At 61.0% G+C, this 24,228-nt stretch carries 23 protein-coding genes and 1 tRNA gene; 12 read left to right on the top strand and 12 right to left on the bottom strand.

The window, feature by feature from the left end; genetic code table 11:
* The first annotated feature begins 12 nt into the window (after positions 1-12).
* A complete protein-coding gene (locus CK501_RS11185; RefSeq protein ID WP_095617811.1) occupies positions 13-939 on the top strand; it encodes a histone deacetylase family protein in 927 nt (308 codons plus the stop codon).
* Here the strand turns inward: CK501_RS11185 and CK501_RS11180 are convergent, their stop codons facing one another.
* The 6 genes from CK501_RS11180 to CK501_RS11155 form a co-directional block, all read right to left on the bottom strand.
* On the bottom strand, positions 940-1,701 hold the full coding sequence (locus CK501_RS11180) for a substrate-binding periplasmic protein (protein ID WP_095617810.1): 762 nt from the start codon (positions 1,699-1,701) through the stop codon (positions 940-942).
* 62 nt (positions 1,702-1,763) lie between these two features.
* Complete coding sequence (gene fliS / locus CK501_RS11175) at positions 1,764-2,171, bottom strand: flagellar export chaperone FliS (RefSeq protein WP_095617809.1); 408 nt, start codon at positions 2,169-2,171, stop codon at positions 1,764-1,766.
* A gap of 52 nt (positions 2,172-2,223) precedes the next feature.
* Complete coding sequence (gene fliD / locus CK501_RS11170; protein ID WP_095617808.1) at positions 2,224-4,155, bottom strand: flagellar filament capping protein FliD; 1,932 nt, start codon at positions 4,153-4,155, stop codon at positions 2,224-2,226.
* 313 nt (positions 4,156-4,468) lie between these two features.
* Entirely contained in the window at positions 4,469-4,885 is a 417-nt protein-coding gene (locus CK501_RS11165; protein WP_095617807.1) for a flagellar protein FlaG, read from the bottom strand.
* Positions 4,886-4,957: 72 nt separating this feature from the next.
* Complete coding sequence (locus CK501_RS11160) at positions 4,958-6,451, bottom strand: flagellin N-terminal helical domain-containing protein (protein ID WP_095617806.1); 1,494 nt, start codon at positions 6,449-6,451, stop codon at positions 4,958-4,960.
* Positions 6,452-6,607: 156 nt separating this feature from the next.
* Positions 6,608-7,306 carry a hypothetical protein gene (locus CK501_RS11155; RefSeq protein WP_143421423.1) on the bottom strand — a complete coding sequence of 233 codons (699 nt, stop codon included), beginning with the start codon at positions 7,304-7,306 and terminating at the stop codon, positions 6,608-6,610.
* Between the two features lie 159 nt (positions 7,307-7,465).
* On the opposite strand from CK501_RS11155, the gene CK501_RS11150 reads away from it, so the two are divergent.
* Together CK501_RS11150 and CK501_RS11145 are read left to right on the top strand one after the other, a co-directional pair.
* Positions 7,466-7,732 carry a hypothetical protein gene (locus tag CK501_RS11150; protein ID WP_198949489.1) on the top strand — a complete coding sequence of 89 codons (267 nt, stop codon included), beginning with the start codon at positions 7,466-7,468 and terminating at the stop codon, positions 7,730-7,732.
* A complete protein-coding gene (locus CK501_RS11145) occupies positions 7,729-7,944 on the top strand; it encodes a DUF2283 domain-containing protein (protein ID WP_095617804.1) in 216 nt (71 codons plus the stop codon). The genes CK501_RS11150 and CK501_RS11145 overlap by 4 nt, the downstream gene beginning before the upstream one ends.
* Before the next feature lie 42 nt (positions 7,945-7,986).
* Here CK501_RS11145 and CK501_RS11140 read toward each other — a convergent pair whose 3' ends face one another.
* A complete protein-coding gene (locus CK501_RS11140) occupies positions 7,987-8,160 on the bottom strand; it encodes a hypothetical protein (protein ID WP_198949488.1) in 174 nt (57 codons plus the stop codon).
* A gap of 121 nt (positions 8,161-8,281) precedes the next feature.
* Here CK501_RS11140 and CK501_RS11135 point away from each other — a divergent pair, with 121 nt between their 5' ends.
* Complete coding sequence (locus CK501_RS11135) at positions 8,282-9,187, top strand: methionyl-tRNA formyltransferase (RefSeq protein ID WP_158223102.1); 906 nt, start codon at positions 8,282-8,284, stop codon at positions 9,185-9,187.
* Between the two features lie 13 nt (positions 9,188-9,200).
* On the opposite strand, the gene CK501_RS11130 is transcribed toward CK501_RS11135, so the two are convergent.
* Entirely contained in the window at positions 9,201-10,328 is a 1,128-nt protein-coding gene (locus tag CK501_RS11130; RefSeq protein ID WP_095617802.1) for an HD-GYP domain-containing protein, read from the bottom strand.
* 266 nt (positions 10,329-10,594) lie between these two features.
* Between CK501_RS11130 and CK501_RS17090 the strand changes: the two genes are divergently transcribed.
* The 3 genes from CK501_RS17090 to CK501_RS11115 are packed head-to-tail and all read left to right on the top strand — an operon-like array spanning position 10,595 to position 16,462.
* Complete coding sequence (locus CK501_RS17090) at positions 10,595-12,214, top strand: flagellin N-terminal helical domain-containing protein (protein WP_095617801.1); 1,620 nt, start codon at positions 10,595-10,597, stop codon at positions 12,212-12,214.
* 28 nt (positions 12,215-12,242) lie between these two features.
* Entirely contained in the window at positions 12,243-14,426 is a 2,184-nt protein-coding gene (locus CK501_RS17085; protein WP_095617800.1) for a flagellin N-terminal helical domain-containing protein, read from the top strand.
* Positions 14,427-14,458: 32 nt separating this feature from the next.
* The gene (locus CK501_RS11115; protein ID WP_095617799.1) at positions 14,459-16,462 is read left to right on the top strand and encodes a class I SAM-dependent methyltransferase; all 2,004 of its coding nucleotides are present in this window, start codon (positions 14,459-14,461) and stop codon (positions 16,460-16,462) included.
* Here CK501_RS11115 and CK501_RS11110 read toward each other — a convergent pair.
* Together CK501_RS11110 and CK501_RS11105 are read right to left on the bottom strand one after the other, a co-directional pair.
* Entirely contained in the window at positions 16,447-17,067 is a 621-nt protein-coding gene (locus CK501_RS11110; RefSeq protein WP_198949487.1) for a TIGR04282 family arsenosugar biosynthesis glycosyltransferase, read from the bottom strand. The two genes, CK501_RS11115 and CK501_RS11110, sit on opposite strands and share 16 nt — an antisense overlap.
* 27 nt (positions 17,068-17,094) lie before the next feature.
* Positions 17,095-17,769 carry a TIGR04283 family arsenosugar biosynthesis glycosyltransferase gene (locus tag CK501_RS11105; protein ID WP_233128894.1) on the bottom strand — a complete coding sequence of 225 codons (675 nt, stop codon included), beginning with the start codon at positions 17,767-17,769 and terminating at the stop codon, positions 17,095-17,097.
* Between the two features lie 113 nt (positions 17,770-17,882).
* Here CK501_RS11105 and CK501_RS11100 point away from each other — a divergent pair.
* Both CK501_RS11100 and CK501_RS11095 read left to right on the top strand, forming a co-directional pair.
* Positions 17,883-17,959: transfer RNA gene (locus CK501_RS11100), tRNA-Arg, on the top strand.
* Positions 17,960-18,037: 78 nt separating this feature from the next.
* Positions 18,038-18,694: a hypothetical protein gene (locus CK501_RS11095; RefSeq protein ID WP_095617797.1), complete on the top strand. Its 657-nt coding sequence runs from the start codon at positions 18,038-18,040 to the stop codon at positions 18,692-18,694.
* Between the two features lie 12 nt (positions 18,695-18,706).
* Here CK501_RS11095 and CK501_RS11090 read toward each other — a convergent pair whose 3' ends face one another.
* Together CK501_RS11090 and CK501_RS11085 are read right to left on the bottom strand one after the other, a co-directional pair.
* Positions 18,707-19,327, bottom strand: a complete 621-nt coding sequence (locus CK501_RS11090) for an L-threonylcarbamoyladenylate synthase (protein WP_095617796.1) — start codon at positions 19,325-19,327, stop codon at positions 18,707-18,709.
* A 10-nt stretch (positions 19,328-19,337) separates the two neighbouring features.
* Positions 19,338-19,655 (bottom strand): BolA family protein, encoded by a 318-nt coding sequence (locus tag CK501_RS11085; protein WP_095617795.1) that lies wholly within the window; start codon positions 19,653-19,655, stop codon positions 19,338-19,340.
* 71 nt (positions 19,656-19,726) lie between these two features.
* On the opposite strand from CK501_RS11085, the gene CK501_RS11080 reads away from it, so the two are divergent.
* The 3 genes from CK501_RS11080 (at position 19,727) to CK501_RS11070 (ending at position 24,216) form a co-directional block, all read left to right on the top strand.
* Positions 19,727-21,904, top strand: coding sequence for a DNA topoisomerase III (locus CK501_RS11080; RefSeq protein ID WP_095617794.1), 2,178 nt, complete (start codon positions 19,727-19,729; stop codon positions 21,902-21,904).
* A 132-nt stretch (positions 21,905-22,036) separates the two neighbouring features.
* On the top strand, positions 22,037-22,738 hold the full coding sequence (locus CK501_RS11075) for a response regulator transcription factor (protein ID WP_095617793.1): 702 nt from the start codon (positions 22,037-22,039) through the stop codon (positions 22,736-22,738).
* Positions 22,739-22,755: 17 nt separating this feature from the next.
* A complete protein-coding gene (locus CK501_RS11070; RefSeq protein WP_095617792.1) occupies positions 22,756-24,216 on the top strand; it encodes a FecR domain-containing protein in 1,461 nt (486 codons plus the stop codon).
* Positions 24,217-24,228: the final 12 nt, after the last annotated feature.

The following is a 24,228-nucleotide window of genomic DNA, read 5'->3' as shown; positions in this document are numbered from 1 at the left end:
CGAGGCGCGACGATGGCAACAGCCTACTTCCACCATCCGGACTGTGAGAAACACGACATGGGGGATGACCACCCGGAAAGCCCCCGGCGCCTGAGCGCCATCCGTGAACACCTGCAACAGACCGGCCTGTGGGAGCAGCTGGCCATCAACGAGGCGGAAGAGGCCTCCCACGATGAACTGCGCCGCGCCCACCCGGACAGCTACATCAGCCAGCTGGAACAGATGACGCCCAGCCAGGGGCGCATCATGGCGGACCCGGACACGGCCATGAACCCGCACACGTTCCGCTCCGCCAAGCTCGCGGCGGGCTCCGGCATCCAAGCGGTGAACCAGGTGCTCACCAACCAGGCGCGCAACGCCTTCTGCGCCATCCGGCCGCCGGGCCACCATGCTGAACGCAGCCGTACCATGGGGTTCAGCTTTTTCAATAACATCGCCATTGCTGCGCTGCACGCGCTCACTTTCCACCATCTGGAACGGGTCGCGATCCTCGACTTCGACGTCCACCAGGGCAACGGCACCGTGGACATCTTCCACCACGACCCGCGCGTGCTGCTGTGCTCCAGCTTCCAGCACCCCTTCTACCCTTTCAAGCACAGCCACGGCATGCCCGGCCACATCCTCAACGTCCCGCTGGACCCGGGCACGGACAGCGCCACCTACCGCCAGGCGATCACGGATGGCTGGTTCGAGGAGCTGGCGGCGTTCAAGCCCCAGCTGATCCTGGTTTCAGCAGGGTTTGACGCGCACCGGCTGGACCCGCTGGCGGATGTGAATCTGGAAACCGAGGACTACTCCTGGATCACGGAGCAAATCACCCGCCTGGCCGGGGAACTCTGCCGGGGACGGGTCATCTCGATGCTGGAAGGAGGCTATCACCTGCAGTCGCTCACCGAGGGCGTTGAGGCGCACATCCGCGGGCTTCTTGCGGCCAGCTGATCACTCGCGGGCAATGTCCGCCTCATAGCGGTTGCTGAACAAGCTGGCCATGGTGCCATCCTCGTGCATGCGCTCAACGGCGCCGGCAATGGCCTCCGCCGCGTCTTCCCGGGGTGAGGAACGGGACATGAAGATCTTGCCCTCCAGCGTCTCCAGCCGCATCAGCGTGCGCACCGGCGCCCCGGAGCCCTCGGGATCAAAGCCGGCCGGAATGGCCACCTCCGAGGCCACCACCGCCCGCAACCTGCCACGCTTCAGCAGCCTCAGGCCATGGGCCACATTGTTGACGGGCACCTTGCGAATGGCCTCATTGGCGGCAAAGGCTTGGCCGTACCAGGTGCCGCTGAGATAGCCCACATTCTCGCCCTCCAGTCCGTCCAGCGACTCAATGGGCTCATCGTCGGCACGCCCCAGAACCAGCACCTGTACTTCCACCAGGTCAGCCACGGGCTCTGCGATCTCAGGGATGCCCGGCGCCACGAACGTGGGAACGAAATCAGCGTGCCCCTCCTCCATTTCCAGGATGGCACGGCTGTGGGGGCGGATCTGGTAACGGATGGGGATATCGGTGCGGCTGCGGATGGCTTCCACCAGATCCACAAGCAGGCCACGGCGCTCGCCTTCCGGGGTGCGCTCAGCCCAGGGCTCAATGGCCGGGAGACTGAACGTGACGGGTTCCGAAGAGGTGGGGGTGGCCTGCAGGGCAACAGAGCCCAGCGAGGCCAGTACTACAAAGGCACCGTACAACAGGGTACGCAGCATGGATGACTCCAGTCCTCAGGCTCGCCCTGAATTAAAGCACAGGGACTGAAATCCGTCACCTCTCAGCCGGCGTCGCGTTGACGCAGGAAGTCCAGAGCCTCTTCGCGGATGCCGTCCCAGCCCTCTTTCACGGTGCGCAGCAGGCCGGCGATCTCGTCCAGCTTTTCAACGTCGTTGCGGACGCTGGCTTCCAGAAGGCCGCGCTCCATGTAGTCGTAAAGGGCTTCCAGATTACCCGCCAGCTCGCCACCCTGTTCAAAATCCAGGGAGCTGCGCAGGGCGGAAATGATCTCCATGGTCTTGCCGATCAGGTTGCCCTTGGCCGCGTAGTCTTTCGCCTGGATCTTGCCCTTGGCCATATTGATGCGTTCCAGCGCGCCGTTCAGCAGAAGCTGAATCAGCTTGTGCGGATCCGCGTCCGTGATACTGGTCTGGGTGTTCACCTGCTGGTAGGCCTGCAGTGCGTTCATGGCGTTTTACCCCTGTTGACTGCGTCTGACTGTATGCGTCGTGTTGTGAGAATCAGTTGCCGCCTGTCAGGCCGGCCAACTGCTGTTCAAGATAATTGCCGGTCTGCTGGAACTGGCTGATGCGCTGGTCCGCAGAAGCGAACTGGCTGCTGAGCCGTTCCCGCAGAGACGTAAACCGCTCGTTCAGATCCTGGCGATCCTCCTGGATCCCTTCCAGATCGTTCTGGAAGGATTCCTCACGGGAGCTCAGGGCACCGTTGCTGCTCCCCAGCTGACTGATACGCTCCGCAATGCTGTTGCCAACGCCTTCAATGTAGTTGACCGAGCCCCGGGCGCCGGTTTCACCACCGCGGACACGAACCTGAATGCCGGAGGCATCACCCTGATCCCGGCCCAGGAACAGCACCTGGCCATCGCCCTCGGCCTGCTGGCCGTCGATGGTGCCCTGTACATCGGTGCCGGCGGTGCCAGTCCCTGTCGTAGTGATGCCAAGGGCATCATTACCCTGTGTGATTTCGACCTCGGAGTCACTGCCGTACTCACTGGAGGTAAACTGCAGCTTGTTATTATCTGGCCCCAGACCCACCTGAAGCGAATCACCCCCAGCCTGGATAGTCGTGTTATCCGCCACCTGGTTCTGGATCTCAGTCAGCAGCTCATCCTGGGTGCTGTAGGTGCCCTGGGTGAGCGTGATCTGGGCTTCCTCGCCACCGTTCAGGCGAAGACTGAAGGTATTGTTGGTGCCATCAACCTCCAGTGTGTCCGGCAACGCCTGGCCCGCAGTAAAGCTGCCACGCGTTGCAATGGAATCCACATTCACATCGTATTCACCCGGCTGAGTGCTGCTGGTGCTGCGAACGAACTCAACCTGCCCGTCAGAGGCCCGCCCCTGGTTCGCGAACAGGGCCGTCACGTCATCGGGATTGGACTGGAGCTTTTCCTGGAATTTGGCGGAGTCAAACTGCAGCTGGCCGGTATTGAAATCCGTGGTGATGCCCACATCCGCCAGTGAGCGCACGCTGGCGTTTTCCAGCCCGGGTACGATCTGGCTGAACTCACGACTGAGCTGATTCATGGTACTGCGAATGGTGGAATCCCCGGTCAGGATGCTGCCCTCGCCCGCTTCACTGTCAAAGCTGGTCAGCTCGTTCGCGGTTCCCTTCACCTGATTGAAGGCATCCACCAGTTCCTGAACCTTGGCTGTGGGCTCCTCAAGATCCTGCGAGACATTCACGTCCGCTGGCAGATCCGTCTCACCACTGATGTTCAGGGTCACCCCGTCGATCACACCCTCAATGGTGTTGGTGCTGCGGGTGACCTCCACGCCACTGATGTTTACCTTGGCATCCTTCGCGGCGCGGGTTTCTTCAAGGTTGGCAGTTGTGAACGCATCCAGGGAGCCATCATTCGTGGTGATCTCCATGGCATTCGCGGTTCCGGTCTGATCCGCGTTAAGCACCATGCGGTAGCCATCGCCGGTGTTCAGGATAGAGGCATTCACGCCCATATCTGACTCGTTAATCTCACTCGCCAGACCGTTAAGGGTATTGTTGCTCTCATCCAGGGTGATGGTTGTGCTCTGGTCGCCCACGTTGAAGGTGAGATCCCCAGCGCCGATCTCAGTGGAATCCCGGTCCGCATAGGTCTCAGAGGCCAGCGCCTGGGCTTGAGCCACCTGGTTCACATTCACCGAGTAGCTGCCCTTCTGCGCAACCGAATCGTCCACTTCGACACTGATCGCCTCATTGGAAGACTCGCCCTTAAAGCTACGCAGAGTGGTTGGATCCGTAAGCGCGTCTGCCGGCCCTTCAAGGTTGCTCACCGCACTGCGGAACTGCCCGAAAGCCGAAAGTTTGGCCTCCGTCTCCTTCTGCTCAGCATCCAAGCGCTCAACGGCCGGCTCACGCTGGGCGGAGACAATGTCGTCCAGCAGATCATTGGTCAGGATACCCGACCCGATTCCCAGTGATGACACGCTACCCATGATGACCCTCACGCCTGTTCATTGCGGCTACCCCTATTTAACGGCACAACCCGGCAAAACTTTGCCCCTGTTTTGCCGCAAATCTGTTACTGATTGTAAGTATAGCCCAGGTTTGCCGCTTTATAACTCTTTCCAGACACGCCACTGCATACCCCATGCCACCCACACTGTAGGAGCCTGCTTGCAGGCGATCCACACCAACAATCGCCTGCAAGCAGGCTCCCTGCCATGTCCAGAATCAAAAAAAGCCGCCACTCCTTTGAAGTGACGGCTCTCCCTTGAACACACTGTCCAGCCTGCCTCCTACACCCTGCTACACCCTGATATTCAAGAGCGACAGAGGCTCCTCCTGCTGGAGGTTCTCGGCCAGCTTTACCGCCAGCTCGTCCGGAATCTGGCGAACCACTTCCTCGGTCTGCTGGTCGATCACGCGGACCACCGTCTGACCGGTTTCATCGTTCACCTCGAATTCCAGATCGCGCTGCACTGACTGAACGAAGTCATTAAGCTGGGAAACCGCCTTATCCAGTTCCTCTCGCATGGCCTCGTTCTGCTTCTCCGTTTTCTCCGCCTTGCTCACCTCACTATTGTCGGTGCGCAGGGGAACAACAGAATCCTCACGGCTGGCCTTGTTCTCAGCGGGCTGTGATGAAGAAGACGCCCGAGCCGAACCCTGCTCCCCAGCGGGGCGCCGGGCCGGGTCCGGGCTGTTCAGGTTTACGTCACTCATATCACACCTCGCCTGTCCGGTTACGCGGCTAAGCCGTCACCCCGGAGGGTGACGGCCGCCCTTACGCCCTGCTTACTGCAGGAGGGACAGGACCTGCTGGGGCCGCTGGTTGGCCTGGGACAGGACCGAGATACCGGCCTGCTGCAGCACCTGGGACTGGGACAGCTTGGCCGATTCGGCCGCGAAGTCCGCGTCTTTGATGCGGCTGTTGGAGGCCTCAAGGTTCTCGATGTTGCTGTCCAGGTTCGAGATGGTGGACTCGAATCGGTTTTGGACTGCGCCAAGCTCACTTCGAAGCTCGTTTACAGAGTTTAGAGCTGCGTCTGCCCGGAAAATTGCGTCATTGGCCCCGGTAACGCTACTGATGTCAGCATCTTCAAGAGCTTCGTTGTCGTTAACCGCCACTTCACCAGTATCAGTACCAAGAGTTGTCGTCGACGAACCAGCATCTGTGAAGATTGTATTTACGGCACCATCAGAACTCTTCAGGTCAACGGCTTCCTCTGAAGAGAGCGATACATCACCTTTGTAAGTTTGGTCTGTACTGGTATTAATAGTGTCACTATCAAAAGTGATATCTAGTGCCGTACCCCCATTGTCATCACCTCCCAGCTGGATATCTCGTCCATCTTCTGCTGCCAGGGTGATATCCCCACTTTGGGTGGTTCCATTGTTCCCCTCAGCCAAAGAGGCTGTAACTCCAGTTGTACCCGAAGCGCTGTTGATGGCATCGACCACATCCCCAGTTGTCTCATTACCGTCGCTACTTGTAAGAACTGTGGTTCCATTGACGGTCAATTCGTTATTGGTGTTAAATGCATCGGTACCAGTTAAATCCAGAGTTCCCGTCTTTTCAGTAGAAGTTTGAACATTTAACCCCTCAATATCAGCGGCCTCAATCGCTGCGCCTACAGCGAATGCGCTATCAGCTCCCTTTTGAGCTCCGTCTTCAAAGTTTGATGAGTTCTGGATGTTAACGCCATTAATTTCAAGGCTTTGACTGCTAGTGTCATCGATAGCCGCTCCCACTGTAAGAGAATCACTGGCAATCGAACCTACCTGATCTGCCTTCGTGCCTTGAGAGAGATCTACGCCAATAGTCTCACCGACATTAGCTCCAACTTGGAAATCTTGGGTTTCAAGCGAACCATCAAGAACATTGAGACCGTTGAAGCTGGTTTCTGAAGAAATTCGGTCGATCTCTTCGATGCGCTGAGTTACCTCATCGTTCAGAGCCTGCCGATCCGATTCGCTATTGGTCGCGTTCGCAGCTTGGACCGAGAGATCACGAATCCGCTGGAGGTTGTTGGTGATCTCATCCAATGCACCCTCAGCGGTTTGAGACAAAGAAATGCCATCATTTGCGTTCCTGCTTGCCACATTCAAACCACCGATCTGAGACTCAAACCGGGTAGAGATCGCAAGACCTGCTGCATCATCTTTCGCGGAGTTGATCCGCAGACCGGAAGAAAGCCGCTCCAGCGCCTGGTCGTTCTGGCCCTGAGATTTGCTCAGCTGGTTCTGAGCGTTGATCGAAGCAACGTTTGTGTTAATACCGAGTGCCATAACCCATTCTCCTGCCTGTTCACTCTTGGTTGTGGTCAGAGGCTCAGGCACCGGCAGAACCGGTACTGTCGCCTTCTGGGTTGCTTAACGGCGACCAGCCCGGAACCTTTAGGGAATTTAATGAGGAGTTTGTAAAGGGATGTTACAGCCAGACCATTATTGCCATTGCCCGCCCAACACCTCTTCTACGCTCGGACTTTTTGGCTCCATCTCGCAGCCCAGCCAGTACCGGTGCCCGGGTGGCGGTACTTCGTCACTGGGAAACAAGAGACGATCAAGTTGCATCGCTTCCGTTTCAGCCCCGGCTTTTCGGACAAGATCAATACGTCGCCGATTGCCCTCCCGAACTGAAAGAATTATCTCGATAAAGGACAGGAACGCATTCGAGTAGAGCCGAATCGCTTTTGCGTATTTATTCCGTCCGTATTTTTCCTTCGGATCAGGCAAGTCAAAGCCGAGCTGGCTGCCATCATGAAGAAGCTGCCCTGCGGCAACCAGAGGGTCCAGAACGGCGCTTCGGTACCCCTTACGCGCGGATTGTCTCCCATGCCCATAGGCAGACCGGTTTTCGTTGGGGAAGTACAGTCTTCCCTGCTCCACTAACGTGGATAGCTCAAGAGCCAGCTCTTCGCGCAACTCGCGCTGTTCCACCGAGTATGGATCGTCTTTCGTCCAATTCAGTACGTGATGAGCCCGGTTGAGGCAGCTTATAGCTTCTTCACTCCATTCCTGGACGCGTACTGTCCAGTTCTCCACGTTCTGCCGAACCGCAAGCTGGTAGTGCTTACTGTCCCAGTAATGCTTCAAGGCCCAACCAATAACGCCACCACCCAATGCCATCACTATTTCCAGCATTCAGACTCTCCCATGATTTAGTCATTGCTTCTCCAACGTAGCTCGCGAGCTGGACCATGTCATGGCACTACAGTGGTTTCATCGACAACGACGCAGCGCTGGTTGATAATGAACTAAGGTGACATGAAATAGGGCCGATAATGGAAAGGGACTTTAAGCATGGACCAATCCCAGACTCAGGAGATGGACGGGCATCCGGTCACAGGGTACTTTAAACGGAACGTGCTTCAGAAACGCAGCTACCTTAAATTCGAGTGGTGTCTGGCGGCTGTCAACAATCCGGTGTACTGGGAGATACAATCTGACGATGACCGGGTGCGTTACTGGACATGGGTGCCGCAGCTGAACCGTTACCTGCGCGTTGTTACTCTGGAAGATGGCATCACCATCCATAACGCCTTCCCGGATAGGAGGTTCAAGCAATGAAACTGAATTACGACAAGGAAACGGACTCCCTTTACATCCACCTCTCGGAAGCACTGGCCGTTGATTCTGATGAGGTCAAGGAAGGTATCGTTCTGGATTATGCCGAGGATGGCAGCCTGGTCGGCATCGACATCCAGCATGCCAGCCATACCACCGATATCGCCCAGCTGGTGGTTAACCACTTGCCAGTGTCACACTTTAACGCTGCCTGAGTTCAGGTGCCCGGCTCTACTTGGCGCACATCCAGCGCCGACTCAAGCACCCGCAATAGGGCGCATTTCATAAATGCGACCATACCAGGCCGCCGTTTCCAAATCACCTTGGCGAAGGGCTTCCCTGACGCCATCCAGAACATAGGCCTCATCGACGCTCAGATAAGGTGACCAACCGGCATCATCCTCTAGGAGCTGAACACGGATTTCCGCCACGCACTGGCCCTCATGAATGGGCTTCCTCTCAACGCGCAAATACTTTGATTTCATCGACAGCTACACAGCACTGACGGATAATGAATGGATAGAATATAAGCAATTTTACGCGGCACTCACTATGCACATCGCGCTTTTCGGCTATTCCCACTTCACCCGCAACTGTGCCGAGGCGCTTAAGAGTCTGGGGCATGACCTGACCCTGTACTGCCCGCGCGGTGACCAGAACTTTTTCGAACAGGCCGGAATGGCCAGCGTCGGGCTGCCAGTGGTGTGGTTTGAGGGAATGGCAGACCCAGCCCTTGCGCAGACACTGGAGGCCCAGGCGCCCGAACTGATCCTGACCGTGATCTTCAATCACCGCATCCCGGAGTCCATCACCCAACAGGCCAGCCTGGGCGCCCTGAACGTACACCCCGCGCCCCTGCCGTCGGTGCGCACCGCCGCTGTCTGGTTCTGGCCCCTGCGGCTGGGGCTGACCCGGTCGGAAGTGTGCATCCATCACCTAACCCCAACTCTGGACGCGGGCCCAGTGATACTGCGCTTCCCATTCCGGCTGCACCCAGCCGAAACCCAGGGCACGCTCACCCGGCGGCTGAACACGCTGGCACCCAAGGTCATGCAGCAACTGGATCACATGCTGAGCGAGAACAGCCTGCCTGAGGGGGAGCCGCAGGGCCCGGGCCAGACCTACCCATCACTGCAGGCGGCGGATCTGTGGGTTGATTTCAGCGAACCCTCTGAATCGGTCCGTAACCTTGTGCGCGCCTGCACCCCCTACCACGCGGCCCAGACCCGATTCCGGGGCAATACCCTGGCCATTCATGAGCTCGGCGAGCAGGCCGCGGCCCTATCTCCTGACAGCACTCCCGGCCAGTTGCAGGTGGGCGATGACCTGTGGGTGTGCTGTGGCGATGGCCTTCTGCCGGTCGCCGTTGTTGCTGTGCCCGGTGAGGGGGTGTTCAGTGGCAAGCGGTTCGCGGCACTGTTCGATGTCCGAGACGGAGAGGTCCTGGGCGGCACATAGTGTCAGGCCGCGCTCACCGCAACAGCCGCGACAGATCCAGTGACGGCCTGGGCTCCACCACAACCGTCTGTTCAACAAGGCTGTGGGTGCCGTCATCCCGCCGCAGGAAGGGATCCAGATAGAAATGCCCCTGTGGGTTGGCCACACACAGCATCTCCAACGGGCGCTCCCCCAGGGCACGCTTGGCCACCACCGCCATCTCACCACTCTTGAGCTGAACCAGCGCACCGGGCGGGTGGATCGTCAACGTGTTGTAGAGCGCCCGGTAATGGGCCTTGTTCGGGTCCCGCCGGGCCACATCCAGCAGGTAGCGCAGGGCATCGTCCGTGCGGTAGCGCTCCCGGTAGGCACGGCGGGTGATGAGCGCCACATAGCGTTCCGCCATGGCCAGGATGCGTGCCGGCTGACTGATGGCCTTTGCGCGCAAGCCGTGGGGGTAGCCCGAGCCGTCATACTCTTCATGGTGCTGGCGGATGGCACTGATGATGGGCTCATCCGCCACCCCGGCCGACGCCAGGACCTCGGCACTGCGCTCCGGGTGACGGCGTATGATGGCCCGCTGCTGCTCGGAAAGGGTGTTGCGTGAGGCGTTCAGCCGATCCTGGAACGGCATGAGGGCGATATTGGCACTCAGCGCGGCCGCCAGCAGATGCTGCAGGCTCTCCTCGTCATAACCAAGCTCAGTCCCCACAAACCAGCACAACAGCGCGTAGAACAGGGTTTGCTCATGGACACTCGGGCTGGCGGCATACACATGGATCAGCGCCAGGCAGGCTTCAGGATTGCTCATACCGGCCAGCCGCACCCGCTGCACCAGGTCCATGAGGCGCTGGCGGGCGTCATTCTGGCCGCGCGCCAGGGCATCGAGCGTCCGTTCAAGCGCCACCAGCAGAAAGCCATACTCGGTGAAGGGGTTGATCGGGTTGAGCGAATCCAATGCCGCCGCCTCGGAGATGAACACCTCCTCCAGCCGCTCCGGCGGGTGGTAATACCCCTGCGCCCGCAGCCGCTCGCATTCGCCTTCCGTCTGGATCACATGCCCCTGGGGCGCCAGCTGACGATGTGAGGCATTGTACAACGGCCACAGAAGCGGGCGCCCCACCTCCAGAAGGTCCGGTGCCACCTGAACGGGTTGGCTCATCAAAACTGAATCCTTGTTAATCGTTCCCGGATAACGGCCTGAAGTCTAGCGCATAAAAGCCGCCCGCCGCGACCCTGAAAAAGCGGCAAAAGCCTGCCAGAAAGTCGGCACATGGGCGGCAAACCGGTCTCACTCCATCACCCCAAAAATCGGTTTTTCTTTTTATAAACAGACAACTGGAGATAAAAAGAACAGATTGGCACACCCTTCGCTTATACGGCCTCAGGCGAACAATCTTTGATCGGACCAGGACGGAGGGGAAAACCATGCCTCAGGTCATCAACACCAACATCGCGTCCATCAACGCGCAGCGTAATCTGAACAACACCCAGGGCGAAGGTGATACCGCATTGGAGCGCCTGTCCTCCGGCCTGCGCATCAACTCCGCCAAGGATGACGCGGCGGGGCTGGCGATCTCCGAGCGGTTCACAGCGCAGATCAACGGGCTGGATCAGGCGGTGCGGAATGCGAACGATGGTACTTCACTGGCGCAGGTAGCGGAAGGTGCGCTCGGCGAGTCTGCCAACTCACTGCAGCGGATCCGTGAGCTGGCCATTCAGTCAGCCAACGCAACCAACTCCCAGTCTGACCGGGATGCATTGCAGGCCGAGGTCTCACAGCTTAAAGAAGAGATTGGCCGTATCGCGGATGAGACGGAATTCAATGGCCTGAAAGTACTGGATGGCAGCTACACCGACGAGCAGTACCAGATCGGGGCCAACGCCAACCAGACGATCGGGGTTTCAATTGATACGGCACAGCCGAATCAGATGGGCTCGGTTGTGAATCAAGCGAGTGATGTTGAACAGACTGATGCGGTTGATGGTGGAAACGATATCACCACCACTCGAGGCGGAATTGAAACCTATACGGGCGTCAGTACTACTGAAATCGACTCAAACAATGGCCTAGAAATAAACGGCGAAGTGGTCGAACCTTCGGAGCGTTTTACTGGAACCCTTCCAGGACAGGATGAAGCAGACAGTGCCTATGCAAAAGCTGCAGCGATTAATGGCAGCTCAATTGATGGCGTAGAAGCCCTCGCGGAAACAAGCAAAGCAGTTCCCGGTATTGACCCAGGAAATACCGCCAATGAAGGTTCAGCACTCGCAGTCTTTGGTGGAGCTGATAATGAAAACGACACTGGTAAATACAGTCTAACAATAAATGATCAGCGAGTTCTGGAAGAGAATTTCAATGAGAACAACACTGAACTTTCATTGACCGAGGCGGCTGATCGCATCAATGCATCCACGGACCAAACAGGGGTCCGCGCCCGCGTCAATGCTGACGATGAGCTGGTTTTCACCGCAGAAGACGGTCGCAATATTGAAATCAATGAAGATATGGAGATCAACAATGACAGCGGGGAAGCTCTAACGCTGGATTCTGCTTTCATCGGAAATGGAGAATTTTCTGAGGATACAGCAACTAATACAGCGAGCGCTGAAAACACCTACACTTACCGGGGCGATATCACCCTGCAGTCCGCCGAAAACATCACTCTGAATGACGACGGCGCTGACCTCCTTGGCTTCTCCAACAATCTCATTGAAGTGGATGAAGAAAAGAACGTCGAAACCATCGATATCTCCTCCGTCGAGGGCGCTAACGAGGCCATCCTTGCGGTCGACGCCGCGCTGACCAATATCAACGGCATCCGCGCAGACCTGGGCGCCGTCCAGAACCGCTTCGAAAGCACCATCGCCAATCTGGAATCCGGCTCCGAGAACCTGAACGCGGCTCGCTCACGCATCCAGGATGCTGATTTCGCGCAAGAATCCGCCGAACTCTCGCGCACCCAGACTCTGCAGCAAGCCGGTCTCTCGGTACTTTCCCAGGCCAATCAGCGGCCGCAGCAAGTGCTGCAGCTGATTCAGGGGTAACGGGCTGAGCAAGCGGAGCGGATGAGCCATGGTTCAGATGATCAACTCCAATATACCGTCCCTGAACGCGCAGCGTAATCTGACGCAGAGCCAGGGGCAGTATGAGCAGGCGCTGGAGCGGCTTTCCTCAGGGCTGCGCATCAACGGCGCCGGGGATGACCCGTCGGGTATCGCCGTTTCCACCCGGTTCCAGTCCCAGGTAACGGGGCTCGACCAGGCCATCCGTAACGCTAATGACGGCGTATCTCTCGCCCAGACCGCCGAGGGCGCGCTGGGCAGCATGACGGACAGCCTGCAGCGCATCCGCGAACTGGCGCTCCAGTCCGCCAACGCCACCAATACGGCGCAGGATCGCGAGGCGCTGAACCAGGAGGTTCAGGAGCTCAAAAAGGAACTGAACCGGGTCTCTGACGAAACCAACTTCAACGGCGCTAACCTCCTTGATGGCTCCTTTGAGAACGCATTCTTCCAGATCGGCGCAAACAGCAGCGAAACCATCGATATGGGGTTGGTCGGCTCCACACTGGATAACATGGGCAGCGCGCCGGACGACGGTCTGACCTCTTTTGCCACCGGCACCGCCGACAATGACATGGAGGATGGCGACCTGGTCATCAATGGCGTCAGCATCGACGCTCCAACGGAGCGGAATGACAATGCCTCTGTCGACGAACAGGCACAGAGTGCAATTGCTAGGGCAGCGGCGGTCAACGACAAAACCACCTTCACTGGTGTTCGGGCCGAACCCAACAAAACCACACTGGAGGGCTCATCAATTGACGCCACCGACACTGATCCCCTGCCTGCAGACGCGACCCAGCTGAAACTGAATGGGCAAACGGTCAACCTACCGGAACGCACCACCGAAAACCCTGACGATTTCCTGACCACAGTTTCAGAGGCCATCAACAACCAGACCGATGACTCTGTAGAAGCGGTTTTCGAGGATGACCCGGCGGACGGGGTCGATCTTATTGCGAGCGATGGCCGCAACATAACGCTGGATTTCAGTAACAACAACAATATCCAGAATAACGGCGGCAACACCATTCCGAACGAAAACCTGGCCGCTGCGTTTGGGCTTAAAGATACCAATGGCAATGAAACAGAGACCTTCCGGGGCACCTACAGCCTGATTTCCGAAAACGGTAGTGAGATCAACCTATCCTCGCAGGGTGAAATCAATCGTGCCGGCTTCCAGCAAGGTACTTTCAGCGGCAGCAACAGCGGAGCCGTCGGTGCCCCGGTATCGGATAGTAAGCTGGAGAATGATGAGCTGGTCATAAATGGAGTAAGTATCCGGGCCAGTAAGGCCGAGGATGACGGCGCGTCACCGGAACCGGAAACCAGCGCCATTGCGAAGGCCGCCGCCATCAATGCCGACTTTGAAGAAACCGGCGTTACTGCCAGTGCAACCCCAACCATCATCCGGGGTGACGAAGTCACAGGCCCTTCCGGGCCCTCAGGTAACAATAATCCTGCCGATGTCAGTTTCCAGATAAATGGTACGAGTATTGACGTTGAGTTTGACGGCGAGGCCTCGGTGGAACAGCGTCAGAACGCCATCGCAGGCGCCATCAACGCCCGTTCCGGGACCACGGGGGTACGTGCGGAAACGCTGACCGATGCCGATGGGGAACAGACCTTCCAGCTTGTAGCGGAAGATGGACGCAATGTTGTCATCAATGATTTCACAGACAACAACGCGCCCCCTGCATCTTATAGCGCTGAGGATTTCGGATTTTTGAATGACGCGAATGAAGGCAACGGGGAACAGCAGATCCAGCGTGCCTCGGTCAATCTCGAATCCGCAGGCAGCATTGAAATCGACACCAACGGCAACCCGGGCAACGCCGGCTTCCAGACTGGCACCTACGGCAATGACGAAGAAAGCCAGCTGATGCGCTACGTGGACATTTCCACCACAGAGGGCGCCAACGAGGCCATTGTGGCCGTGGACAACGCCCTCACCCAGGTCAACAGCCAACGGGCGCAGCTGGGTGCCGTACAGAACCGCTTCGAGTCCACCATCAGCAACCAACGCGATGCCAGCGCCAATCTCCAGGAGGCAAACTCGCGGATTGAAGACGCGGACTTCGCCGAGGAAAGCGCGAATCTCTCGAAAGGGCAGATCCTCCAGCAGGCAGGTCTTTCCGTTCTTTCACAGGCCAACGAGCAGCCGCAGCAGGTCCTGCAGCTGCTGCAGGGTTAAACCGGAACAACCAGAACCACTAAGGGGGCAACATGCAGGCGCATTCCCAACTGGACCAGGTCACCCGCGAGCAGGAAGCGGCCATTGCGCGCCGTCTGCTGCAGGCGAACGAGCTTTACCGCTACGCGAACAGCCCCGATACCGGCAACGGCATGCGGGTGCACGCGCGGCAACAGGCCCGGGAGGCGCTCAATGTGGTGCTTTCCCATCAGCCGGATCATGCCCAGGCACTCAGCCTCATGGGCCGTGTGGCCATGGATGATGGCGAACTGGACGAGGCGGCCTCCCTGCTGGAGCGTGCTTACCGGGCCGATTCCGGTTCGGCCCAAACGCTGGCTAACCTGGGTTACCTGGCGTTGATGAACGGCGAGCCGGAACGGGCGGAACAGTGGTTTGACGAGGCGTTGGCCCAGGACCGCCAGTCCGCCCCCGCCTTTGCCGGCAAAGCCTATGCCCTACGCCAGCAGCAGCGGTTCGACCAGGCGTTCCTGCATTACCGTGCCCTTCTCGATCACGGCCTGGCGTGGGACTCCGTCTACGCCGGCATGCTCGAATGCACCCAGCATCTCGAAGTCCACCAGGCGGACCAGGCTCTGGCACAGGATGCCATCCGCCTTCTCGCCCACCCCGGCCTGCCACACCAGGAGCTGAGCCGCTTCGTCACCCGGATCCTGCGCCAGCAGTACGCGGAAGACGTGGCGCCCGGCGACTGGCTTCTGGATGCGGTCTGCTCCGACGAGCTCCTGCTGCTCGCGCTGGAAAAAACGCTGCTGGTGGATGCGGAACTGGAGAAGCTTGTCACCCGCACCCGCCGCGCCCTCCTTCTCGAGATCCGCGATACCGGCGAGCTGTATGAATCCCGCCAGCGCCTGGCCATGGCCCTGAGCCGCTACGCCACGCGTACCGGCTACGCGCAGGTGGTGACGGAAGAGGAAGAAACCTTCATCCAGGAACTGGACGCCAACCTCAAGGTGGAGCTGCGCGAGACCTTCCAGCCGGAGGATGTGGCCGCCGGCCTGATCGTGCGCAGTCTTTACGGCGCCCTTTTCCATCAGAGCTATGCCCAGCACATCGGGCGTCTCGCCCTGGCGGACTGGCCGGAGGGCATGCAGCCGCTGATGGCGGAGACCTATTACCACAAGGCTGACGAAGAGGCCTACAAGCAGCAGTTCGAGGAGAAGCAGGATGAGCTGGCCCTGGCCCGCGCGGACCTTCCCCATGCCTGGCCCTGCTGGCACAACCTGCGGATCCACCATGAGCAGCCGCTGAAGCAGGAACTGGCACAGAGTCTGGGCATCGACACCAGCAGCTGGCCGGAGACCGTCCGCATCCTGGTGATCGGCGCCGGTTCCGGCCAGCACGCCATGGAGCTGGCCCACTACTTCACCGATGTGGAGGTGGTCGCGGTGGATGAGAACCTGGCGGGGCTGGCCCACGGCAACCGTCTGGCGCAGGAAAAGGGCCTCAGCAATATCGTCTTCTGGCCCTATTCACTGGCCACGCGTTTCATCCAGGACGGCAACCAGGTGCAGATGGTGGAAATCCGCCAGCTTCCGTCAGAGGGCCATGACGGCACGCCCATCAAGACGCTCGCCCAGCAGGCGCTGGGCAGCGGCGGGCTGCTGCACATCCACACCGGTGAGCACGGCGCCAGCCGCGTGGATGTGGCACTGCGCCGGATGATGGAGCGCCACCGCCTGCAGCCGACCACCGAGACACTGCGGCGCCTGCGCCGGATGATCCTCAACAACCCGCAGCATGAAGCCTACCAGGAACTGCTGAACGAGCCGGATTTCTACGCCACGGCCGGGTGCCGCAAGCGATGGTTCTTCCCGGAGGACGGCAATCAGCTGCACGCGCTGATGGACAACCTCAGCAGTGAGGTGGACTGGAAACTGCTGCGCGCCCGGGATACGGACGGTGCCAATCTGGCCACCGCGCCCGTGGTGCGCCAGCTCCAGGCCCAGGCCTTCGGCACCGGCACCCAGAGCCTGGTCGGCCAGGGCCTGAGCCTGTACTTTCAGCGCAGGCGCTGAAAGCGCGCCCAGTCTTCGGGCTCGTCCACATCCCAGAGGGGCTCCAGGCATTCCACCCGGAGCCCTTTTTCGTGGAGAACCGAATGGGTCTGTTCCAGCGCCTGTGCGCTGCCCCAGGCGGGCCCGTCCAGCATGCCCGGCACGGATCGTTTCGCGCCGATCAGGACAAAGCCGCCGTCGTTCGAGGGGCCAATCACCACATCCGCCGTTTCCAGTGTCTGCGCCGCCCTTCGCACGTAATCCGGTGTCACCGCCGGGCAGTCACTGCCCACAATCATGCCCGCGCCGGCATGGGCAATCGCCTCATCCAGCGCGTTGGCCATGCGCTCCCCGAGATCCGTGCCCTGCTGGACACGTTGCGGAATCCCGCCCTTGCGCAGGCGCAGGAGAATGCCTTCCGCTTCAATCGGGGTCTCCGTCATATCCCGGTCCCACCAGAACGTCAGCGGGTAGCCGCTGTCCATCAGGCTCTTCAGGACCGTATCGGTCAGAACAATGTGGGCTTCCAGTGCCTTGCGCTCCCCCAGCTCGGCGGCAAGGCGGGTTTTGACCTGGCCCTTCTGGGGCCATTTGGCGAACTGCATCAACGCAGGTGGGTGCTGCATTATTATTGTTCCCTGTTCCGTTCCATGTCAGCTGCGATAGCGCCGGGCCAGCTCCTTCGGGTCCACTCCCCGCCAGTAGGCCCAGCGCAGACGCCACATGAGTACGATGGTACGCCAGGGACCGTTCACCTCCCAGCGACGGCTGTCCGTGATTACCGAAGCCCGAATGCAGTAGGGGCGGGAGTGGCACCGCAGTGCTTTACACAACGCCACGTCTTCCATCAGCGGAATCGGCTCGTAGCCGCCTACCCGCTCAAACAGGCTGCGGCGCACGACAATGGCCTGATCCCCCGTGGCCACGCCGGTCAGCCGGGAACGCTGGTTCATGAACCAGGCGATCACCCGGAACAGGGGCCGGTTCCCGGAAAGGCGCACATCAAAGCGCCCCCAGAGCCGGTCACTGGCCGCAAACCGTTCCAGCCAATCCAACGCATCGACGGGAAAGCGGGTATCCGCATGCAGGAACAACAGAATCTCCCCGCTTGCCGCTGCCGCACCGGCGTTCATCTGCCGGGCACGCCCGGGATGGGCTTCAATCCACCGGTCAAACAGGCCGTCAGCGGCGTCGTGGGTGCCATCGCTACTGCCCCCATCCGCCAGGATCACCTCCCACCCGGCAGCCCGGAGCGGCTGCAGCGTTTCCAGTGTGGCGCCTATGGCCGCAGCTTCATTGAGCACCGGCATGATGATGGAACCCCGCAAGCCTACCCCCGGGAAACATGGAAAGAGGGGCAGTCTAGGCCGGCCCAGTCACCGCCGGCAACAACATGATTTGATGCCGGATGCAGAGCCCGCTACCATACGCACCTCTCCCCGCCCCTGTAGCTCAGCCGGATAGAGCGACGCCCTCCTAAGGCGTAGGTCGCAGGTTCGAATCCTGCCGGGGGCACCATATTCTGGCCTGAATCCTGCATACCCCTGCCCGTGAACGACGGAAAACCGGCAAACCTCTGCCAGGAGTGAACCGATCATGGGTATTCTGGATGCGGCACTGAACTTCGGGGCCCGGGCCATTCAGGGCACTGAGACCAGCGGGGCGCAGCAGAAAGCACCGCAGCAGGCCCCTGGGAGCGAGCCCGCGCCGGCCAAGACGGCGACCTCCATTGCCGACGAACGCGTGACGCTGCAAGACCGTGGTGGCAGCAATGTCAGCCTGGCGGATCTGCCCATGCAGGAGTTCAAGAATGCTGTGGCGCGGGACAGTGGTTTTGTGAAGGAAACCATCGGCACCAAGCTTCAGGAGCTGGAGGTGGATCTTGGCACTCGGATGGCGGTGCGGCGCAACAATCTGGGGGACATCGAGATGGAAGCCCAGATTCCCCAGGAGACCCGGGACCGCATCGAGAACGACCTCAACCAGAACCGGGCCTTCAAGGCCGCTTTCAACCGCCTGAGCACCAACCAGCCCACGGTGGAGTATCTGGAGAACGTCTCACGCATCTCCCAGGCCTACGGGGAAGGCAATTCGATGCTGGAGAGTCTTGTAAGCGAAAGCCCGGAGAACAACCGCCTCCAGGACATTGCCCACCGCTACCAGGAACTGCGCAAGCAGGTCATGACCGATGAATCCGGCCAGGGTCAGGATCCGGCGGCCGGCTTCGAGATCCGCTTCAACCAGCCGGCCTGACCGGCTTCATTCCTACTGGAACGGCGTAACGTCGCCCTTGCCCTCACGCAGCAGCACGGGTACGTCACCACACAGGTCCACAACCGTGGTCGGCTCGCGCCCGCAGTAACCGCCCTCAATCACCAGATCCACATGGTGCTCCAGGCGGTCACGGATCTCCTCGGCATCACTCATGGGCCACTCGTCACCCGGCATCAGCAGGGTTGAGCTCATGATGGGTTCGCCCATCTCCGCCACCAGCGCCTCCACAATGCGGTTATCCGGCACGCGGATGCCGATCTGGCGGCGTTTGGGATGCAGCAGCCGGCGCGGTACCTCACTGGTGGCGTCCATAATCCAGGTATAGGGCCCCGGTGTGTGGGACTTGAGGAGCCGGAACTGGACGTTGTCCACTTTGGCGTAGGGGCCGATGTCCGACAGGTCCTTACACACCAGGGTGAAATTGTGCTTGTCGTCCAGGTTGCGCAGCCACTTGATGCGTTCAGCCGCTTTTTTCTCGCCCAGCGCACAGCCGAACGCGTAGGCGGAATCCGTGGGGTAGGCGATCACGCCGCCCTTTTTCAGGATCTCCACGGCCTGGCGCACCAGCCGGGGCTGCGGGGTTTCCGGGTGGATCTCGAAGAACTGGCTCATTTGCGCCTCCTCAGCCGGCCTGGGATCCGCCCATGCAGGGCGGGGAGTCAGGCGCCCCACTCTCGCGGGACTGCCATTCGTCCGGAGTGTAGAGATGCAGCGTGAGCGCGTGGACGCCCTGCTTCAGCGGCTCATCCAGCGCGCCATAGACCGCCTGATGGCGCCCCACACGGCGTTTGCCCTCAAACGCCTCCGCCACCATCACCACCTTGAAGTGGGTCTCGGAGTTGGGCGGCACCGCGTGCTGGTGGCTTTCATTCTCCACAGAGAGCACTTCGGGACTGAAATGCTCCGTCAGGAGGGACTCGATCTGGGAATGCAGCGACATGCCACCTCCGGCGTCCGCGGATTCGTTACAATGCGCCGTCGAGTCTAGCACAGCGTCCGGCAGGAGCCCGAATGCGCCTCTATATTGCGGAAAAGCCCTCGCTCGCCCGCGCCATTGCCACCGCCATCACCAACAGCCCCCAGCGCCGGCAGGGCTACCTGGACTGTGGCGGCGGGGTATACGTGAGCTGGTGCGTGGGTCACCTGCTGGAGCCCATTGAACCCGGGGATTACCGCCCGGAATGGCGGCGCTGGCGCATGGACCTGCTGCCCATGATCCCGGAAGACTGGCAGCGCCGGCCCAAAGAGGACGTCCGCGACCAGCTGACGGTGCTTGAGCGGCTGACCGCTCAAGCGCAGGAGGTCATCCACGCCGGCGACCCGGATCGGGAAGGCCAGCTGCTGGTGGATGAGGTACTGGAATGGTGTGGCGTGTCCGGCCCGGTCCGGCGAGTGCTCATCAACGACCTCAACCCGCCCGCAGTACGCCGCGCCCTCGAGGAGGAGAGCAGCAACCAGCGCTTCGCCCCGCTCAAGGCCTCAGCGGAAGCGCGCCAGCGCGCGGACTGGCTCTACGGCATCAACCTGAGCCGCGCCTACACCCTTCACCACCAGCAGCAGGGCAAGGAGGGAGTCTTCTCAGTGGGCCGGGTCCAGACGCCTGTTCTCGGGCTGGTGGTCGCACGGGACCGGGCCATTGAGGACTTCGAGCCCACGCCCTGGTTCCAGCTGGATGCCGCCCTGGCCCCGCCGGACACGCCGGACGCCCTGTTCCGGGCCCGCTGGCAGCCCGGTGAGGCGCATTCCACCCATATCGACGAGGAAGGCCGCCTGCTCCGGCGCAGACCCGCCGAGGACGTGAAAGCGAAGGTCACCGGGCAGGATGGCGAGATCACGGACGCCCGCTTCCGCGAACGCAACGAGGCACCACCGCTGCCGCTCTCACTCTCCGTGCTCCAGATCACGGCCGCCAAGCGCTACGGGCTGGGTGCCGAGCAGGTGCTCAGCGCCGCCCAGTCCCTCTACGAGAAACACCGCCTCATCACCTACCCGCGCTCGGACTGCCGCTACCTGCCCGAAGCGCACTGGGAGGACCGCCAGGAACTGCTCGAAGCCATCCAGCGCAACCTCCCGGATCTGGCCCCCGAGGGCGTGCCGGAAAATCCCAGCCGCCGCAGCCGGGCCTGGGACGACGGCAAGGTCGGCGCTCACCACGCCATCGTCCCAACCCGCCGGGTAATGGACCTGCAGAAGCTCAGCACCAACGAGCGGGCCGTCTACGACCTGGTGGCCCGTTTCTACCTGATGCAGTTCGAGCACGACGCCATCCACCGCGAGGGGCACCTGAGCGCGACCATTGCCGGCGAGCATTTCCGGGCTCGGGAGACCGGCCTGCTGTACGCGGGCTGGAAACGGCTGGAACCCGTTCAGCGCCGCCAGGAAGCGGAAACGCCCAAAGCCCCCCTGCCGCGGCTGGATCCCGGCACACCAGTCCATTGCCACGAGGCCCGCTGCCTGGAGAAAACCACCCGGCCCCCTCTGCCGTTCACGGACGCCTCACTGCTCTCGGCCATGACCGGCATCGCCCGCTTTGTAAAAGACGAGGCCCTGCGCCGCACCCTTCGCGAGACCGACGGCCTGGGCACGGAAGCCACCCGTGCGGCCATTATCCAGACTCTTTTCAACCGGGACTTCCTGTACCGTGAAGGCCGCTCCATCCATGCCACAGGCAAGGGTCGTGCCCTGATCGATGGCCTGCCGGAAGACGCGACCACCCCGGACCGCACCGCCATCTGGGAATCCCGGCTGGAAGCCATCCGCCAGGGCGAGGCGGACACAGACGCCTTCCTGACCCAGCTCGCCAGCGACATCCGCACCCTGATCGAACCCGCCCGCAGCGCCTTCGCCCCACCGGAACCGGAACAGACCGGTGTCCACTGCCCACGCTGCCGAGCCCCGATGCGCCGGCGCAGTGGCCCTTATGGGGAATTCTGGTCCTGTTCGCGCTTTCCCGGATGCAAGGGAACGCGCCGCATCACAGAGCAGCCGGACCCCCAGGATGAACCGCAGGCGCAGGCTGAGGGGACATCGGATGGCATGGACCAGGCGCCGGTGCCCTGCCCCTATTGCTATGCGCCACTGGTCCGCCGCAATGGACGTAACGGCCCCTTCTGGGGCTGCAGCCGATACCCTGGCTGCCGCACCACGGTACCGGACCGTGACGGGAGACCCGACACCCGTGCCGTTTGACAGGATTTCAGAAAAACGTGCCAACACCTTGAGAAAGCGGTGACCGTGTTCCATGTTACCCTTTACAACATTTCAACAACTGCACCACGAGATTGGCCTGTGGAACGATGATTGAAGGAACCTGGGGGGCCTATGCGCATTGCACTGCTGGAGGACGAGCAGGAACAGGCGGACCGCATCGCGGAGCTGCTGGAGAAGGACGGGAAACAGTGCGACTGTTTCCCGACCGGGCAGGCGTTTCTCAGTGCTGTCACCCACAAAAGCTATGACCTGCTGATTCTCGACTGGCAGATTCCTGACATCGATGGGATCGAGGTTCTGCGCCAGGTCCGGCTCAACCTGGATTGGCCCATACCGGTACTGTTCGTGACCCAGCGCGACAGCGAACAGGACATCATCCAGGCCCTGGACGCCGGTGCCGATGACTACCTGGCCAAACCGCTGCGCCCGGGCGAGCTGCTGGCACGGGTTCGGGCGCTGCTGCGTCGGGTTCATCCGGAAGTGGAAAAGGAAGAGCTGGTCTTCGGGCCCTTCGTTATCGATACCACCAGGCGCACCATCCATTGCCACGGTGAACTGATCGAACTGACGGACAAGGATTTCGACCTGACCCTGTTCCTGTTCCAGAACCAGGGCCGGCTGCTCACCCGAGAAATGCTCCTTGAGCGGGTCTGGGGCGTATCCAGTGACATCAACACACGGACCGTGGACACACACATGAGCCGCCTGAGACGGCGGCTGGGCATCAAGCCGGAGAACGGCTACCGCATCAAGACGATCTACCAGCGCGGTTATCGGCTGGAAGCGGTGGACCAGGAGGCCGAGAGCGCCTGAAGGCAGGTTGGAGTTCCATGGGGCAGCAGGCAGTCGCAACCAGTTCAGCAGCACGCGGACCAATCCGTCTGTGGCCCTTCGTGATGGCCGCAATGGTACTCTGCGCCATGCCCGCCAGCGGCGATGTTGCGCGCGGTTCCGCCAACGCGGAGCTGACCCTGGCACCGGCCCCCGCGGATTCCGATGGCGACTGGACCTACACCATCAAACCCGATGACACCCCAGCCGCCATCGCCGACCGCCTCCTCTCTGAAAACCGCAATGCCGGCCAGCTCATGGGTTACAACGGCCGGGCACGGGATGCAGCGCTGGAGCCCGGCAACACGCTCCAGGTGCCCGTTCAGTGGCTGGAACGCCGCCCCAGACCGGCCAGGGCAATTGCGGTGCGTGGCCAGGCCTGGCGGACCAGTCACCCGGAAGGCACCCGGGATCTGCTGGACGAAGGCGACCGCCTGAACGTCGGTGATGGCGTACGCACCGCCAGTGATGGCTATGCCCGCATCAGGCTGGCGGACGGCTCCACGCTGGCCATCGAGCCGGACTCCCGCCTGCAGTTCAACCGCCTGACCCAGTATGGCCGTGGTGCCATGGCCGATACCCGCATGAACCTGAAGCAGGGCCGCATCGAAACACATGTGGAACCCACGGAAGAGAACGGTTCGCGGTTCGAGATCCATACGCCTTCCGCCGTGGCCGCCGTGCGTGGCACCCGTTTCGGCCTCGAAGCCCGCGAGGACGGCACCCTCCTGGAAGTGCGGGAGGGCGAAGTCTGGTTCGGCACCCGCCAGGACATGCAACCGATCCGCGAAGGCTATTCCGCCTTCCTTTCGCCCGGACCCGGCTCAGAGCCGGTGATCCGGCCCCTGCCACCCACATCACAGCTCGCCTCGAACGCGGACGGCCTTGAATCCGAGGTCCCCCTGCAGGCTCGGCCGGCAACGCTGCAGACCCCCGCCCAGGACGCCACCGTGAAACAGGGGCAACCGGAATTCGAGTGGTCTCTCCAGGGCGACTCCGAGCAGGCCCGTGTCGAAGTGGCACGCTCGGCCGCATTCGAGGAAACCATCGCCACCAGTACCTGGGAAACCGGTGACAGCGCACGCGTGAATGAACCACTGGAGCCGGGCCAGTATTGCTGGCGGGTGGCAACACGCGCCGGCGGCGATAGCACGGCGACCAGCCCGGTGAACTGTTTCAGGCTTGCCGGCAGCCTGGACGCTACCCGTGTCATCAGCGCCAATACCATCGACGACCGCGTCAACCTGTACTGGCAGAGCGTCGACAATGCCGATGGCTACCGCATTCAGATCGCCGAAGACCGTGATTTTGAGCGCATCGTTCAGGACCAGGAGGTCAGTGAACCCGAAACCCGGATGCGCCTGGCCCCCGGAGAGCGCTATCATGTGCGCGTTAAGGGCCTGGCTCCACCACCCATGCACAGTGACTGGGGAGAGGTTCGCGAAATCGCCGTGGAATGAACCACGAACCGG

Origin of the sequence: Halovibrio salipaludis (genome assembly GCF_002286965.1) — a bacterium.
Taxonomy (GTDB): domain Bacteria; phylum Pseudomonadota; class Gammaproteobacteria; order Pseudomonadales; family Oleiphilaceae; genus Halospina; species Halospina salipaludis.
The sequence above is the reverse complement of the archived record's forward strand: the minus strand, read 5'-3'. Positions and strand labels throughout refer to the sequence as shown.

What these genes read in the sequence shown, in the direction of transcription:
- CK501_RS11130 (WP_095617802.1), bottom strand. Translation starts at nt 10,328, where the DNA reads ATGAGCCAACCCGTTCAGGTGGCACCGGACCTTCTGGAGGTGGGGCGC.
- CK501_RS11160 (WP_095617806.1), bottom strand. Translation starts at nt 6,451, where the DNA reads ATGGCACTCGGTATTAACACAAACGTTGCTTCGATCAACGCTCAGAAC.
- CK501_RS11115 (WP_095617799.1), top strand. Translation starts at nt 14,459, where the DNA reads ATGCAGGCGCATTCCCAACTGGACCAGGTCACCCGCGAGCAGGAAGCG.
- CK501_RS11110 (WP_198949487.1), bottom strand. Translation starts at nt 17,067, where the DNA reads ATGCAGCACCCACCTGCGTTGATGCAGTTCGCCAAATGGCCCCAGAAG.
- fliS (WP_095617809.1), bottom strand. Translation starts at nt 2,171, where the DNA reads ATGAACGCACTGCAGGCCTACCAGCAGGTGAACACCCAGACCAGTATC.
- CK501_RS11080 (WP_095617794.1), top strand. Translation starts at nt 19,727, where the DNA reads ATGCGCCTCTATATTGCGGAAAAGCCCTCGCTCGCCCGCGCCATTGCC.
- CK501_RS11150 (WP_198949489.1), top strand. Translation starts at nt 7,466, where the DNA reads ATGGACCAATCCCAGACTCAGGAGATGGACGGGCATCCGGTCACAGGG.
- CK501_RS11095 (WP_095617797.1), top strand. Translation starts at nt 18,038, where the DNA reads ATGGGTATTCTGGATGCGGCACTGAACTTCGGGGCCCGGGCCATTCAG.
- CK501_RS11185 (WP_095617811.1), top strand. Translation starts at nt 13, where the DNA reads ATGGCAACAGCCTACTTCCACCATCCGGACTGTGAGAAACACGACATG.
- fliD (WP_095617808.1), bottom strand. Translation starts at nt 4,155, where the DNA reads ATGGGTAGCGTGTCATCACTGGGAATCGGGTCGGGTATCCTGACCAAT.
- CK501_RS17090 (WP_095617801.1), top strand. Translation starts at nt 10,595, where the DNA reads ATGCCTCAGGTCATCAACACCAACATCGCGTCCATCAACGCGCAGCGT.
- CK501_RS11075 (WP_095617793.1), top strand. Translation starts at nt 22,037, where the DNA reads ATGCGCATTGCACTGCTGGAGGACGAGCAGGAACAGGCGGACCGCATC.
- CK501_RS11165 (WP_095617807.1), bottom strand. Translation starts at nt 4,885, where the DNA reads ATGAGTGACGTAAACCTGAACAGCCCGGACCCGGCCCGGCGCCCCGCT.
- CK501_RS11155 (WP_143421423.1), bottom strand. Translation starts at nt 7,306, where the DNA reads ATGCTGGAAATAGTGATGGCATTGGGTGGTGGCGTTATTGGTTGGGCC.
- CK501_RS11145 (WP_095617804.1), top strand. Translation starts at nt 7,729, where the DNA reads ATGAAACTGAATTACGACAAGGAAACGGACTCCCTTTACATCCACCTC.
- CK501_RS11070 (WP_095617792.1), top strand. Translation starts at nt 22,756, where the DNA reads ATGGGGCAGCAGGCAGTCGCAACCAGTTCAGCAGCACGCGGACCAATC.
- CK501_RS11180 (WP_095617810.1), bottom strand. Translation starts at nt 1,701, where the DNA reads ATGCTGCGTACCCTGTTGTACGGTGCCTTTGTAGTACTGGCCTCGCTG.
- CK501_RS11135 (WP_158223102.1), top strand. Translation starts at nt 8,282, where the DNA reads ATGCACATCGCGCTTTTCGGCTATTCCCACTTCACCCGCAACTGTGCC.
- CK501_RS11085 (WP_095617795.1), bottom strand. Translation starts at nt 19,655, where the DNA reads ATGTCGCTGCATTCCCAGATCGAGTCCCTCCTGACGGAGCATTTCAGT.
- CK501_RS17085 (WP_095617800.1), top strand. Translation starts at nt 12,243, where the DNA reads ATGGTTCAGATGATCAACTCCAATATACCGTCCCTGAACGCGCAGCGT.
- CK501_RS11090 (WP_095617796.1), bottom strand. Translation starts at nt 19,327, where the DNA reads ATGAGCCAGTTCTTCGAGATCCACCCGGAAACCCCGCAGCCCCGGCTG.